This window comes from Pseudarthrobacter oxydans (genome assembly GCF_013314975.1).
Classification (GTDB): domain Bacteria; phylum Actinomycetota; class Actinomycetes; order Actinomycetales; family Micrococcaceae; genus Arthrobacter; species Arthrobacter oxydans.
The window spans coordinates 1-12,680 of sequence record NZ_JABTYH010000055.1 but is presented as its reverse complement, the minus strand read 5'-3'; the positions used below and the strand labels follow the sequence as shown (position 1 = coordinate 12,680).

The 12,680-nt window shown below is 61.5% G+C and carries 17 protein-coding genes; 7 read left to right on the top strand and 10 right to left on the bottom strand.

Annotation, left to right across the window (positions count from 1 at the left end; all coding sequences use genetic code 11):
• The 4 genes from HTS88_RS21415 to HTS88_RS21400 form a co-directional block, all read right to left on the bottom strand.
• Positions 1-604 (bottom strand): NYN domain-containing protein (locus tag HTS88_RS21415; protein WP_174182134.1); only part of this gene is annotated, 604 nt, incomplete at its 3' end.
• 42 nt (positions 605-646) lie between these two features.
• Positions 647-1,051 (bottom strand): hypothetical protein, encoded by a 405-nt coding sequence (locus HTS88_RS21410; RefSeq protein ID WP_174182132.1) that lies wholly within the window; start codon positions 1,049-1,051, stop codon positions 647-649.
• Positions 1,041-1,340, bottom strand: a complete 300-nt coding sequence (locus HTS88_RS21405) for a DUF4193 family protein (protein ID WP_174182138.1) — start codon at positions 1,338-1,340, stop codon at positions 1,041-1,043. Before HTS88_RS21405 ends, HTS88_RS21410 begins: the two co-directional genes overlap by 11 nt.
• 153 nt (positions 1,341-1,493) lie before the next feature.
• Positions 1,494-1,928 (bottom strand): hypothetical protein, encoded by a 435-nt coding sequence (locus HTS88_RS21400; protein WP_174182130.1) that lies wholly within the window; start codon positions 1,926-1,928, stop codon positions 1,494-1,496.
• Between the two features lie 122 nt (positions 1,929-2,050).
• On the opposite strand from HTS88_RS21400, the gene HTS88_RS21395 reads away from it, so the two are divergent.
• From HTS88_RS21395 to HTS88_RS21380, 4 genes are all read left to right on the top strand, one after another.
• Positions 2,051-2,755, top strand: coding sequence for an SOS response-associated peptidase (locus tag HTS88_RS21395; protein ID WP_174182128.1), 705 nt, complete (start codon positions 2,051-2,053; stop codon positions 2,753-2,755).
• Entirely contained in the window at positions 2,752-3,150 is a 399-nt protein-coding gene (locus HTS88_RS21390) for a hypothetical protein (RefSeq protein ID WP_174182126.1), read from the top strand. The genes HTS88_RS21395 and HTS88_RS21390 overlap by 4 nt, the downstream gene beginning before the upstream one ends.
• Positions 3,147-3,764: a suppressor of fused domain protein gene (locus HTS88_RS21385; RefSeq protein ID WP_174182124.1), complete on the top strand. Its 618-nt coding sequence runs from the start codon at positions 3,147-3,149 to the stop codon at positions 3,762-3,764. The genes HTS88_RS21390 and HTS88_RS21385 overlap by 4 nt, the downstream gene beginning before the upstream one ends.
• 176 nt (positions 3,765-3,940) lie before the next feature.
• Positions 3,941-4,561 carry a hypothetical protein gene (locus HTS88_RS21380; RefSeq protein WP_174182114.1) on the top strand — a complete coding sequence of 207 codons (621 nt, stop codon included), beginning with the start codon at positions 3,941-3,943 and terminating at the stop codon, positions 4,559-4,561.
• On the opposite strand, the gene HTS88_RS21375 is transcribed toward HTS88_RS21380, so the two are convergent.
• Positions 4,489-4,797, bottom strand: coding sequence for a MerR family transcriptional regulator (locus HTS88_RS21375; RefSeq protein ID WP_343045051.1), 309 nt, complete (start codon positions 4,795-4,797; stop codon positions 4,489-4,491). The genes HTS88_RS21380 and HTS88_RS21375 overlap by 73 nt on opposite strands.
• A 99-nt stretch (positions 4,798-4,896) precedes the next feature.
• Between HTS88_RS21375 and HTS88_RS21370 the strand changes: the two genes are divergently transcribed.
• Positions 4,897-5,049 (top strand): hypothetical protein, encoded by a 153-nt coding sequence (locus HTS88_RS21370; protein WP_174182112.1) that lies wholly within the window; start codon positions 4,897-4,899, stop codon positions 5,047-5,049.
• A 266-nt stretch (positions 5,050-5,315) separates the two neighbouring features.
• On the opposite strand, the gene HTS88_RS21365 is transcribed toward HTS88_RS21370, so the two are convergent.
• The 4 genes from HTS88_RS21365 to HTS88_RS21350 all read right to left on the bottom strand — a co-directional run bounded on the left by HTS88_RS21365 (position 5,316) and on the right by HTS88_RS21350 (position 10,406).
• Complete coding sequence (locus HTS88_RS21365; RefSeq protein WP_174182110.1) at positions 5,316-5,579, bottom strand: hypothetical protein; 264 nt, start codon at positions 5,577-5,579, stop codon at positions 5,316-5,318.
• Between the two features lie 1,039 nt (positions 5,580-6,618).
• Positions 6,619-7,935, bottom strand: a complete 1,317-nt coding sequence (locus HTS88_RS21360; RefSeq protein WP_174182108.1) for a tyrosine-type recombinase/integrase — start codon at positions 7,933-7,935, stop codon at positions 6,619-6,621.
• Complete coding sequence (locus HTS88_RS22385) at positions 7,935-8,144, bottom strand: helix-turn-helix transcriptional regulator (protein ID WP_217432815.1); 210 nt, start codon at positions 8,142-8,144, stop codon at positions 7,935-7,937. The genes HTS88_RS21360 and HTS88_RS22385 overlap by 1 nt, the downstream gene beginning before the upstream one ends.
• A gap of 426 nt (positions 8,145-8,570) precedes the next feature.
• A complete protein-coding gene (locus HTS88_RS21350) occupies positions 8,571-10,406 on the bottom strand; it encodes a right-handed parallel beta-helix repeat-containing protein (protein WP_174182106.1) in 1,836 nt (611 codons plus the stop codon).
• Positions 10,407-10,455: 49 nt separating this feature from the next.
• Between HTS88_RS21350 and HTS88_RS21345 the strand changes: the two genes are divergently transcribed.
• A complete protein-coding gene (locus tag HTS88_RS21345; protein ID WP_174182104.1) occupies positions 10,456-11,427 on the top strand; it encodes a hypothetical protein in 972 nt (323 codons plus the stop codon).
• A gap of 38 nt (positions 11,428-11,465) precedes the next feature.
• Positions 11,466-11,651: a hypothetical protein gene (locus HTS88_RS21340; RefSeq protein ID WP_174182102.1), complete on the top strand. Its 186-nt coding sequence runs from the start codon at positions 11,466-11,468 to the stop codon at positions 11,649-11,651.
• Between the two features lie 92 nt (positions 11,652-11,743).
• On the opposite strand, the gene HTS88_RS21335 is transcribed toward HTS88_RS21340, so the two are convergent.
• Complete coding sequence (locus tag HTS88_RS21335; protein ID WP_174182100.1) at positions 11,744-12,589, bottom strand: aldo/keto reductase; 846 nt, start codon at positions 12,587-12,589, stop codon at positions 11,744-11,746.
• Positions 12,590-12,680: the final 91 nt, after the last annotated feature.

The following is a 12,680-nucleotide window of genomic DNA, read 5'->3' as shown; positions in this document are numbered from 1 at the left end:
GTGTCCCCGGCGGCCGGACAGCCAGTGCAGGGGTGGGGCGTGGCTCCTCCGCGACAGTCTTGGTGAAGCACTCCTCAATCAGCGATGTCGGCAGGGTGATAATGCTGTCCACCCGCAGGGCAAGGTGTTCAGCCACGGAGGTGACGCCGAGCCGATGGTTGGGGTTATCCAGGCCCACCAGGACAACCTTCATGCCCAGGTCCTGGGCTTCCTCGACGGCCTCGGCCAGGTCATCGTCCCCAGACATCAGGAAAGCCACGGACGCCGCCCTGTTCCGGGCCACACCAACCAGGTCCAGGCCGAGCTTGAGGTCGACACCCTTCTGCTCTCCGTTGAAGGAGATCCGGCCCAGGCGGACCTTCACATCCGGCAGCAGACCGATCCGCTTGTGCTCGTCGGTGAAGAGTGCGTCTTTGGAGGCGTCGTACCAGTAGACCCGTAGGACATCCAGACCGCAGTGGTCCGCGGTGCGCTTCAGAATGCCCTGAATGAGCTTCTCGTAGTTGACCTTGAAGGCTGACCGCAGCGAGGTGCCGGCGACGTGTGTGCCGCCCACCGCGAGGAGGAAGCCTGCATCAACGAAAATCGCGCTCTGGGTCACCATGGACTCAACAGTACTGGCAGGCGCTGACCCTTTTGGATGGGTTCAGCGTTTGGCCGGAACGGGCCTGTGCCGGTCGGCAAAAGCGGCCAGCTCCCGCTCCAACTCGGGGACCCGATCAAGGACATCAATGGGCCTTGCTGTGCCGGAAGCGCGCACGGGAGTGACCATCCAGGCCGCGAAAACGTTGTGGGGGACCTTCAGCTCCAGCGCCGCGTCAAAGAGCCGCAGCACCGCCGGGACCGGATCCCCGTCCTGGAACTGGAACCCGGGACAGAAGGTGCCTTCGCCGATGAAGACCCGGACAAACGATGGGAGCGGCTGGTCCGAGCTCGCCTGGAACCGGCGGGTCACATCCTCCAGTGACGGCAGCCCGAACTCGGACCGGATCCGGTCCCAGACATCATCACCTATGGCCGGCCAGAACCGTCCGGGAAGCTCAGCCTTCACATTCAATGCAGTAGGAGTGCCCGTTCTTCTCCCGGGCGACCTGGGAGCGGTGGCGGACCAGGAAGCAGGAGTAGCAGGTGAATTCGTCATCCGCCTGCGGCACGACCTCGACGACGAGTTCCTCGGCGATGAACTCACCACCAGGTGTGAGGCCATCGAAGACATCGGCTTCATCGAGTTCCTGAACGACGGACTTCGCGTCCGGAGCTTTGGCGGACTGCAGCGCTTCAAGGGAGTCGTTCTGGGATTCCTTGACGTCTGTGCGCAGTTCGTCGTAGTCGGTTGCCACGGGGGTGCTTCTCATTTCTGTTGGGTTTGTCGGCGACTGCAACATACCGAAGAACGGAAGAATTCCCTAGTCGGCAGGCAGGAGGGCCGGCGCAATGCCCCGACCCTCCTGTGGGTCCGATCTGGTGACCCGAGCAGTGCTACTGCATGCCGGTTACCCGCACACGACCCGGTACTTGGATGCGACCATAAGGGCTTCTCTGTTGCTGGCCGACGAACTGAATATCAGGCATCCGTTAGGAGACTTCCTGGCATCCATGGTGACGGAGTTGGTCTGGTACAAGGCCCACCCTGCGTCGGTCACGCGGGGCGTCACGGTGTTTTCCGGGTGCACGTCCATGCTCACCCAAGTGCGCTCTCCGTACGCCCATCCGGCCTTCACCATCACCCCGCAAAAGATCGGGCCGTCGCGGTAGATGCCCATGCGGCCCATGATCGCGCCGTTGCTGTTGTACAAGGTGTCCATAGACACCTGTGTGCCGCTACAGGACAGCGCAGCATGGGCCGGCGCGGCCGGCAGAACCGCCAACGTGCTCGCCAGAGCCACCGCTCCCAGTCCGGCCATGGCTTGTTTGATGCTCAACTTCATCATTCCCCCCTTTTGGAAAAGGCCCTGCCCCCTGCAGAGCCGTGCTAAGACTACCGATCAGCACTCACCGGTGGACGCTTTTTTGCCCAAGCGTTTCCGGATGCGTGGGGCAGAATGGGCCCATGTGCGGAAGATACGTGATGTCCAAAGCCACAGGAGACCTGCTGTCCTTCTTTGATGCAAAGGAAGTCGAGGGGACCCCGCCGCCGCCGAGCTGGAACGTGGCGCCGACCCAGAGCGTTCCGATTGTGGCCGAGCGCCTGGATGAGGGCAGCATCGAGCGGCACCTGCTGATCGCCCGGTGGGGCCTGGTGCCGTCCTGGGCCAAGGACATCAAGATCGGCTCCAAGCTGATCAACGCCCGCAGCGAGTCCATCCTGGAAAAACCGTCTTTCCGGAAGGCCGTGGTGAAGCGCCGCGCGATCGTCCCAGCCGAGGGCTACTACGAGTGGCAGAAGACCGAGGACGGCAAGAAGATCCCCAACTACCTGTACTCCGAGAACGATCCGCTGCTCGGCTTTGCAGGCCTCTACGAGTGGTGGGCCGACCCTTCCCTGCCGGAAGATGATCCAGGCAAGTGGCTGCTCAGCTGCACAGTGCTCACGACCACCACACAGGACGCCCTGGGGCACGTCCACGACAGGTCGCCTGTCATCATCCCGAGAGACAGATTTGGGGAATGGCTGGACCCCGACCTATCAGACAAGGCAGATGTACAGCACTTGCTGGACTCCCTGCCCGAACCCACCCTGACTCCGCGGATTGTCAGCGACCGGGTGAACAGCGTCCGCAACAACGGACCCGAGCTGATCGAGCCGGCCGCATGAGCAGCTTCCAGGCCGCCGCCCTGTTCCCGAACGGTCTGCTGTGGCTCATGTCCGAGGATGGCAAGCAGATAGAAGTCCCGGACGTCGATGGTGTGGCCAACTTCTGGACCAGTCAGAACGCCTGGGGGATCGCCGTCCTGCACGACGCCGACGGCACGGTGCAGGTCAGCATCGGAGACAGCCCGCCGGATGGCCCGGCCCTGGCGCTGCTCCACGAAGGCGTCCTCCACTCCAGCCGCCAACTGATCGAGGTGCAGACCGTCTACATCGAGCCGATCGCCCGCTTCCGCACCCGTTCCACCGACGCTGGGATCAGCATCTGGGGTGACGATCCAGGGCAGCCGGAGAGGATCCATATCCAATGCCAAGACATCGAGGGTGAGGTCGTGCCGTGATCGTTGAGCAGCTGCGCAAGCACTATACGCAGGTCGTCGGTACCGAGCCGGCCTACCGGGCGCTGCGGACCAGGGACGGACACGCCCTGGGAGTCTTCGAATGGTCCGCCGGCACCAGTCGCCTGGGTGTCCACTTCTACGCATCCGCAGGTGCCAGCCAGTACGGCCCCGATGCCCTCCAGCACGCCGTCGAGCTGTTCGTCGGCGTAAGGCCCGGAGATGAAGCCGTCCTGGAAGGCTTCGCCGACATGGCCCTCAGTGTCCTCAAGAGCGGAACAGTGCCGCGGCATGGTGTGTTCGTCGCCGGGGACTGGAAGGTCATCAAGGGCCGGGACTTCACCGGCTGCGTACTAACTGAGCGCCCCGATGACCTGATCCCTCAACTGGACCTGCCCGATGGCCGGCACGTGGTCTTCCTAGACGCGCTGCCCGTCTTTCGGGAGGAAGCCGAGTACAGACACGGCAACCGGGCGGATGAGCTCTTCGACATCTGGGAGGCTGAAAGAGTGAAGTCCTGGGATCTGGACCGCGCACTACCGGCCGAGATCGAGCCACGAAACAAGGGGCTATCCGCCTGGCTGGGACGCTCCCTGGGGAATGTTAGGCGCGGATGAGCGAGGAGTATCCGGCCGTCCAGGAACCCACCCTCGGCGGCCATTCTCGCCAGAACAACATGAACGTGGTTCGCCGACCTCGTGACTATACGAGCTGACCTCAAGTCAGCTCGCTCCAGCAGGAACCGGATACAAGCAACACCCATGCCCCCTAGCCAGAATGAAAGGATGATGGCATGATCCTGGACCTAATTACTGCAGCGGAGCCCGTGGCCGCTCCACCGGACTACACCCCTGCCCTCATCGGCATCGGAGGGGTGATCATCGGTGGCCTGATCCAGACAGCCTTTGGAGTTGTCAAAATGCGTGATGAGCAAGCACAAAAGCTAAGAGCGGATGTAGCGGACTTTTGCCACGACGCGGGGGTTTATCTTGGTCGCGTGCAACAGTATGTCGACTTTGCCAGGGCTGGACATCTCCATAAGAAATCCGATGACTACCGGACTCAGGCTACTGAAGATGTCACCGAGAAATACACTCGGCTTCGGGCGTCCGGCTACAAGCTCCTTGCGAGTACAGACCAGCGCATCGCAGCCCGCTCTAACTGCATCACCGAGGACATTGCTGCACATTCCCATGAACTAAGTGACCTGTTCCTGCTTCCCGAGCCCGGAAAGGAAAAGTCCGATTGGCCAGATGTACGCGCACTTCTTTCCCAAGTCAATGAGTTGGCAACGATGGTGGAACCGCGACTCTACGAGAGGCATAGCAGGTTCAGAAGTCTTCATCGTGCCAAGAAGTTGATTATCAAGCAGAGGAAAAAACTCCACGCGGAAAGGACCCAGCGCGGTAGATGAAGTATGTCACGGAGGACTGCGGTCAGGTGGCTTCGGGTTCTTCTTCCGGTATCTCGCCGGCCGCGATCCTCTCGGCCGTGGTCTTGTATGCCTGGCTGATGTAGTCCTCGACGTCGGTGGAGGCTACCCTTCCAGATGCCTCGGCCTCCGATCTGTATTCCGCGCAGCTCGCCGCTTCGGAGGAGTGCCCGAACGAGCGGCTGGCCGACGTTGAGTTCTTCGGCTACCTGCTCGATGGTCAGGAAGCGGCGCTTCTGTTCCTCGGGTGCGTTCTAGGAAGTCATGTCCCATCCTGCCCTAAGGGTGATGTCAGCCGTCGCCTCTACGCTTCACGGATGGTGAAGTTTGATCCGGAAGGTTTCGCGGCAATGATGGGGCGGATAGCCGCGGAGGATGAGGCGGAAGCTGCGGCGGCCAGGTACGAGGACCTGGAGCCCGACTACGAGTACATGACGGCAACGGCGCGCTGCTGCTGCCCTTGCCACTGAACAGGAGTCGCTATGGCCGGCGGGGGCGAACTGGAGCGCTTGGCAGCGGAGATCGCCGGGTTGCGGGAAGAGGTGAGCCAGCTAAGCGAGGCGATCAAACCTCCATCGCAGGACCGCTACTTGACCACCCGAGAGGTAGCGGACATGTTCCGGATCTCCTATGACTGTCCGGCGCCGTGTCGCGGATGGGAAGTGGCCCGCCATAATAATCGGGAGGCAGGCCAGGTTCGGGCCCGAGGAGATCGCAGCTATCCGGCAGAGCCTAGTCAAGCGTGCCCCGGAGCCTCCGGCGGGCAGCTGGGAGGGCCGGCAGCGGAACAAGCGGCGTCGGGCTCGCCACCCTGCGGGATGGTGATCACTCCGTGCTCACGGACAGAACTGCCCAGCCGTGGCAAAGGTTCCAGCGCGGTCAGCTGATACGGAATCAGACGGTGAGCCTCGCCTCCGAGCTCCAGCGCCCATTCGTTTTCGTCGGCTTCGTCCACCAGGAGGGCTTGATCGACAGGTTCCAGAATTGCTGAAAAAACCATCTCGCCTGATTCGACCTCGATTTCTGCTACACCGTCAGGTTCTAGGAGCCAGTCATTGAGGGAAACGCCAGGCAAGCGAACGCACGGGTGCGGGAAATCATGCGCACGTTGCTCGCTGCCCGGGAGTCCGTCACCGCTGACTGGCCCTTGCGGCGCCTGAACCGGAGTATGCGGCTGAGAGGTCGGCGGACGGATTTGAATCTGTCCGAATGCAGGCCCTACCTGCGAAAATGCAAGTTGCTGTAGTAGATACACGCCAGTAGCTTTGTACGGGCGGCTTCCCATTTTCCCCCATTTGGGAGGGCGCCTTAGAGAGGCCCCGCGGCGACCCCCAATGCCACGGGGCCTCTCGCATGCCCGTCCTGCTCACCGTCGCTTCCTCAGGTCCCTGTGAGCATCCGGTGTCATACAAACGAATTCGCTCGGTTGAGTCGGGTAAGGCTCCGGATCTCCTCGGAGACGTCTATAAGACATTCGTCTACCTCTGACTCCAGCTCATGCAGCCTTTGGCGCATCGCCAATTGCGCTTGCTGATACCAAGCGCGGTGCCGTCAAGCGGCGGCCGGAGGCGAACTTCACCGCCGCACTTCGGACAGGTGTCAGGGATGTCCTGTGGCGTCGTCATGCCCTGACGTCCTCAAGATGGTCAGCCCGAAAGGACCTGATCTCGCCCGTATCGTCGATGCAGATGTCGATCACCCGAACGTTCCACTCACTGCCGATCGATGCCAGGCGCCCGATGCTTGAGGTCCCGTTGCTTGAGCTAACTGCAGTTCCGGTCTCGCCCGTGGCCTTGACCCTGAATCGGAGATCCCTTTTCTGCGGTGAGTTTATGACTTGGATGTTCGGCATTGTGATGACTCCCCCTCTGGTAATAGATGCGTGACGCCTTCAGTCTGCCTTACACCTCCTGCAGTTCTCGTGCAGCTTGTGCTTCGCCCTGTGCTCACGACGTGGGCACAACGTAAACCGGCCAGCTATAGCAAGGCCCTTCGATTTGTCATCTGACCTCAAGAAGGTCAAAACCCGAGTCCAGCTCTTAAGACGAGTTTGAGTTGGGCCCGCTCCCTTTTTGTGCTTTCCCCATGTCCTCCAGAAGCCAAGCCATGTCGATGCCCAACGAAAAGTCCGGCACGAGGTCTGGCAGCTGAACATAGTGCTTTCGTGTTGTCTCAGGTGATGAATGACCCAGTTGCTTCTGCGCCGCCTCATAGTTGAAGGTCTCGGCAACCCCACTACCGACTGTGGATCGGAACGTGTGCGGCGTGATCTTTTCGCTAAGCCCAGCAGCTTTCATTGCCTCCTTTAAGGCCGTGCGAAAGTTGCTCAGCCTCATGAAGGTGCCATTACGCGTTGGAAAGACGGCATTCGTCCGCGTTTCACTCTTATCTGTGTAGCGTCTACGGAACATTTCCAGCAGGACAGGATTCGTTAGCTGTAGCGTCCGGTAGCTCTTGGAGCTTTTCGGGTAAATCTGCCGGTAGAAGCCGCCCTTCTCGATGAGCGTGCCGCTGACGGTAACCAAAACCATGGCCCTCTTGATCTGGACGTCGTCCCAGCGAATTCCGAGGCCTTCTCCTACCCGCATACCAGTTCCTTGAAGGAGGAGGACAACGTCTGACAGCCTGCTCGTCGGCCTTGGTCCGCCTATTCCGGGTTCCGGCACACGAGTACGTACCGCGTCCTGAACAGCAGCGAGCGTGTCCGTGGGCAGTTTCACCGGCACCTTATGCCTGCTGGGAACTTTAGACACAAAACGGACCGGGTTATCCAGTCGATGTCCTTGTCGTACGGCGTAGTCCATGATCTGACTGAGAACTTGCTTGGCCATTTCTGCTGTTCTGTAGCCCTCCCCTGTCTCATTGTCGTACATCCCATGAATGGCTTCTTCGAGATGCGGGGTCCTCACTTCGATAAGGGCAAAGTGTCCAAGTTCAGGCAACACGTGATTGCGCAGGTTGTCCGCATACGAGATCCATGTCTGCATACGGATTTGCCTCGTAGGAGGAGTACCCGACTGCAGCCTTTCGTCGATTTGCACTGGCGCAGGCCTCTTTCTTTCCAGCCAGCTTTCCGCCACTTCTGCGAGGGTCAGTACAGGCGCTTCCCTTGCCTCCTCAGCCTCCTTCTTCAGCCGTTCGGCCTCCTCCTTCAGCTGCTCTGACCGTTCTTTCGCCTCAGCGACCGCACGTTGCATGGCTAACTTCAAAGCCCCTTTTTTGCGGGCTGACCGTTTGACCGCGTGCCGAATTCCGGCGTCATCGTTGTAGTAGCTTCGGGCGATCCATGTGCCGTCGTCGTTTTCCTTAGGGACGTACTCAAACAGTTGCCAGGCTGGGGTCTTTGCGCGAGCCATCAGGCGACCTTCTTTGCCTGGTGCTCCACCCAGATGTCTATATCGTCCCTGCGGTATAGGACGCGCCCCCTGCCTATGCGCACATATTCAGGGCCGCTATCTTGGCTTGCCCAGTTCGCGAGGGTTGCAGGGCTGAGGCGCATGTGCTCTGCGGCTTCTTTGCGCGTCAGCCAGATGGTCTTCTCGTTGTCTTCATTCTGATGGGTCACGCTGTTCTCTATGCAGGCTTCGCCGTGGCGGCGGTCAGCGCGGGACAAACAGGACCATGGGCACACTTTGGGGCATACTTTGAAAAGTGATTCGCAGGAGCGCGCATGAATGCTTTGCCTAGAAGAAACAGCTAGATGACGGGCTTCAGGGCACAAACGGGAGCACGCAGGAACGTGCGGGATACCTTCACTCGTAATGAAAAGGTCATCAGTTCGATTCTGATAGGAAGCTCGGGATAAACCCCGGACAACCCGTAGTTTTAGGGGTTTCCGGGGTTTTTCGCTGGTTAAGCGGTAACCCCCTTTTAGGTCCACAGCTGGCGCTGGGATTATTACCGCAGACGCAGAGCTACCGTCGCAGCCTGTCCAGGCTGCGACGGTAGTAGGTGCGCTGCTGGGATGGCCGGTTTCCTTTGTTTTAGGCCGTCAGTAACTCACAGCGAAGATTGAGGCCTGCTCCCTTCCCGTCCGCGCCTGCCATTGCGCGGCCTGTTCGCTGGTCTCCGGGTTTTCAGCCCCGTACGCGATCTTTTTACCGGCGCCCAGCTTGATGGTGTTGCGATGGGTGATGATCCCGGCGGGTATTTGCCTGTCGCCGCTGTTGCGGGTGTAGTTGTCCCGCGCCCCAAGGAAACTGTTGCCCGTGATTTCCACGTCCACAGGGACTTCCATGGAATAGGTCAACAGGTGCGTTCCCTTGCCGTCCCGGTCGGACCGGATGAGTGCGGCCCACGAGTAGCCGGCGTCAATGCAGGTGTTGTTTATGAACCTGCACCTAAGAAATCCCGTGCCGCCGCCCTTACCCCACAGTTCCAGCGACATGTTGCAGTTCTCAAGCCGATTGGATTCCCACGTAATGTCGGTCCAGCCTGCCGTGCCGGTACCCTGTGCCGACAGCGCGACGTCGTACGTCTGCCGGATTACGTTCTCCCGGATCATGACCCTCGCCGCGCCCACGTAAAGTTCCACCCCGTTGCCGTATCGCGTAGTTCCCGAGAGGGCAGAACCGCCTATCCACTCGATTTCGTTCCGCTGGATAACAACGTTCTTGCCGCCGGTAGTAACACCGTGCGCTCCGGTGCCGCCAAGGTACAGGTCCTGCACTGTGGTGTGCGAGGCCAGCCGCAAAAGGTCCCGTTGAACGGAAATGGCCACGCCCGCCCCAGGGTTTACCCCCAAGCGAACGTACACGTACGTGGAATCGCTGAAAAACTCCCAGTCTGCCGCCAACTCGGAAATAGCCCAACGTTTCCGGCCGTGAATCATGCCAGCAGCCTTCAGAAATCCCACGTTGGTGGAAGCCTCGGACGTGTTACCCGAATACTGGCCACTGTTCGCCGCGATGTTCAGCTTCCAAATGTTCCCGCTGTACTGCGTCCATGCAGCCTTGCTCACCTTATAGCCCAGTAAGCGGGGCCGAGCTCCCTCACCGTACGCGCCGATAGTCAGCGTTCCTGAAGATCCGATCAGGGACGGCATATGGATGGACCCGTAAAAGTCGTCCCCGCGCTTGAACAGGACAGTGGAACCGCGTTGCAGGTCGCCCGATGCCATGGCTGAGCGTACCTTGGCAAGCGTGCGCCAGGGTGCCGTCACGCTTCCCGGATTACTGTCTGAACCTGATGCGCTGACATACCGGACGTTTCCATTCGCGTACGCCGGAGCCGCGCCGGCCAGGGCCGTCGCGAAAAACGCCACCGCACCCTGAAGAATTGACCGCCGATTGACTCCCTGTTTTGTAGGCCGCTGTTCCCCGGCAACATATGCCCGCTTCGTGGTGGCGGAACGGACGATGATCCCGGTGAGGAACAGGACGAGTCCCAGCACGATGAAGGTCCACGTCGGCACAGCCACGGCGTCCATGACACTCTCACAGGTGCGTTCCCCACCACCCATGCCCTGCAACGTCCCGTACGACTTGACCAACCCTTCCTTCGGGCCAACGACGCTTCGGCACGCCGCTCCTGCACTCGCGAAACCTGTGATGAGACCAACAACACTCAGAATGGGGCCGATTACAATCAGCCAGATCCAGGCACGAGACCTCTTCGATGCCTGCGGAATGGTTTTAGACATGCTTCCCCCTTGAAAGCTTCCAATGATGCAGTGGCATCGTATCCGTGGGTGATCATGCAGGGTCCCGGGCGCGCCCAAGCCCGGGATGAACACCTTCGGAGAGCGTCTCTGACCCAAGGAACTCCGGCGGAGGATCTCCCGCGCGGTTGCGGCAGTTACCACGGTCGCCCCAACAACCGGCGTCATGCCGCCGGTTGTTGGGGCGCGTGTGCGTCGGGTATCTAAGATGGCGTGCATGGAAGACAAGGTCCTGGCAGAGGTCGCCAACCAGCTCTACGCCGGGCCGCTGGAAGATTTTGTGGCAGCCCGGGCCAGTGCTGCCAAGGAAGCAGCCTCGGCGGACAAAGAGCTGGCGGCTGCGGTGCGGGCACTGCCGAAGCCCTCGGTTGCCGCCTGGGCGGTGAATATGCTGGCCCAGCACCAACCGGATGTCCTGGCCCAGCTGACGGAACTCGGCGGCAGGATGCGCGCGGCACAGGTGGCGCTGGACGCCGCGTCGCTCCGTGACCTGGGACGTGAGCGCCGCACTTCGCTCGCCGCCGCCGTCGACACCGCCCGTTCCGTGGCCCGGGAGCACGGCCGGGCCATCAGCGATTCCATGGCAGGCGAGGTCGAGGAGACACTTCGCGCGCTGACAGCGGATGAGGGAGCAGCAGCGGCCGTGCGGAGCGGGCGGCTGCTCAAGACATTGCAGGCAGACGGCGTAAACGCCGTTGACCTGGATGGCACCGTGGCAGTCCCCTCGGTCCTTCCGCCCGTTGCCGCAGCTCCCGCCTCCGGGCCTGCAGCTCCCGCCGGCAGGAAGATGCGTTCGACGACGGCGGCAGCGCCGCAACAGCGCAAGCCGGACAAGCCGCGGCTTGAGGCGGTCCGGCAGACTCCGCGGCCTGCGTCACCGCCGGCGTTGGAAAGGGCCAGTGCGGCCCTAAAAGATGCACAGGCAGCAGAGGCCGCGGCGGCCCTTGCGGCACGGGAGCTGCAGGACCAGGCCGACGACCTACGGACCGACATTGCGGAACTGGTCCGGGAGACCGCAGATCTGCGTGCCCGGCTGAGGACAGCAGAAGAGCAGCTGGAGCGCTCAAAGAAGAAGCTGGCGGCCACCGTCGCCGAGGCGAAACAGGCGGTGCGTGCCACGGACAAAGCCGAGCGGACGGCAGTCCTTGCGCAGGAACGGGTCCTTAGGCTGGGCAACACGCGGGACTGATTCCCGTGATTGTCAGACCCCGGTTGCAGACTGGATTCATGGAAAAGCAACTGGTACAGGAATTTCACGTCACGTACTTCGACGCCGACTGCGGCCGGGCACGGGCTGAGGTCTTTGACACCCTGGCAGAGGCGGAGCGCTTCGCCAGCCGGCACTGCGCCGGGGAGGACAGCTGGGCTGTCGTTGACGCCGTGGCCATAGAGCAGCTCCGCACAGCCGCCTAAACAGTTCCCGCTTAAACACAAAGCGCCCTGCCTGTAAGAACAGGCAGGGCGCTGTGCGCGGCTAAAGCCCTGGCGCGGGCGCCGCCTGGCAGTTACGCGAAGTCGGAAACAGCCGGGTCTGCGCCGATGCGGCCTTCGCCCTGGGCCGAGCGGTCAAGGGCGTTGATCGCCTCGATGTCCTCGGCGTCCAGGTTTACCTCAAGAGCCGCGTAGTTCTCGCGGATCCGGGATTCGGTGACGGACTTGGGGATCACCACGTTGCCGATGGCGAGATGCCAGGCGATGACCACCTGCGCTGGCGTGGCGCCGTGCTTGGCGGCAATGGAGGCCACCGTAGCGTCCTCGAGCAGCTCGCCGCCCTGGCCCAGCGGCGACCAAGCCTGGGTCAGGATGCCCTTCGAAGCACCAAACTCGCGCAGTTCACGCTGGCTGAAGTACGGGTGCAGTTCAATCTGGTGGATGGCAGGGACAACGCCCGTTTCATCGATGAGCCGCTGCAGGCCCTCGGCGGTGAAGTTGGATACGCCGATGGACTTGACCCTGCCGCGCTTCTGGAGCTCGATCAGCGCCTTCCAGGTGTCCAGGTACTTGTCCTGCTTGGGCTGCATCCAGTGGATCAGGTACAGGTCCAGCGTCTCGAGCCCCAGCCTGTCCATCGAGGCCTCAAAGGCTGCCAGGGTGGACTCGTAGCCCTGGTCAGCGTTCCAGAGCTTGGTGGTGATGAAGAGCTGCTCCGGGGAAAGGCCGGAACTGGCGATCGCCCGCCCCACACCTGCCTCGTTGCCATAGATCTTGGCGGTGTCAATGTGGCGGAAGCCTGCTTCAAACGCCTGCCGGACCACCTTTTCGGCGACGTCGTCCTCAACCTGCCAGACGCCATAGCCGAGCTGGGGAATCGTGTTTCCGTCATTGAACGTCAATGTAGGTGAAAGAGTCATTCGTCTATCCTGCCAAACCCCTGGGCCCAGCAGGAGGGTATCGGCCGGAAGTAAGCCAGGCGCTTAACCGGGAATATCCGCTGCCGCGGTC

What these genes read in the sequence shown, in the direction of transcription:
- HTS88_RS21350 (WP_174182106.1), bottom strand. Translation starts at nt 10,406, where the DNA reads ATGACGCCGGTTGTTGGGGCGACCGTGGTAACTGCCGCAACCGCGCGG.
- HTS88_RS21400 (WP_174182130.1), bottom strand. Translation starts at nt 1,928, where the DNA reads ATGAAGTTGAGCATCAAACAAGCCATGGCCGGACTGGGAGCGGTGGCT.
- HTS88_RS21335 (WP_174182100.1), bottom strand. Translation starts at nt 12,589, where the DNA reads ATGACTCTTTCACCTACATTGACGTTCAATGACGGAAACACGATTCCC.
- HTS88_RS21395 (WP_174182128.1), top strand. Translation starts at nt 2,051, where the DNA reads ATGTGCGGAAGATACGTGATGTCCAAAGCCACAGGAGACCTGCTGTCC.
- HTS88_RS21360 (WP_174182108.1), bottom strand. Translation starts at nt 7,935, where the DNA reads ATGGCTCGCGCAAAGACCCCAGCCTGGCAACTGTTTGAGTACGTCCCT.
- HTS88_RS21345 (WP_174182104.1), top strand. Translation starts at nt 10,456, where the DNA reads ATGGAAGACAAGGTCCTGGCAGAGGTCGCCAACCAGCTCTACGCCGGG.
- HTS88_RS21340 (WP_174182102.1), top strand. Translation starts at nt 11,466, where the DNA reads ATGGAAAAGCAACTGGTACAGGAATTTCACGTCACGTACTTCGACGCC.
- HTS88_RS21370 (WP_174182112.1), top strand. Translation starts at nt 4,897, where the DNA reads ATGGTGAAGTTTGATCCGGAAGGTTTCGCGGCAATGATGGGGCGGATA.
- HTS88_RS21380 (WP_174182114.1), top strand. Translation starts at nt 3,941, where the DNA reads ATGATCCTGGACCTAATTACTGCAGCGGAGCCCGTGGCCGCTCCACCG.
- HTS88_RS21365 (WP_174182110.1), bottom strand. Translation starts at nt 5,579, where the DNA reads ATGGTTTTTTCAGCAATTCTGGAACCTGTCGATCAAGCCCTCCTGGTG.
- HTS88_RS21390 (WP_174182126.1), top strand. Translation starts at nt 2,752, where the DNA reads ATGAGCAGCTTCCAGGCCGCCGCCCTGTTCCCGAACGGTCTGCTGTGG.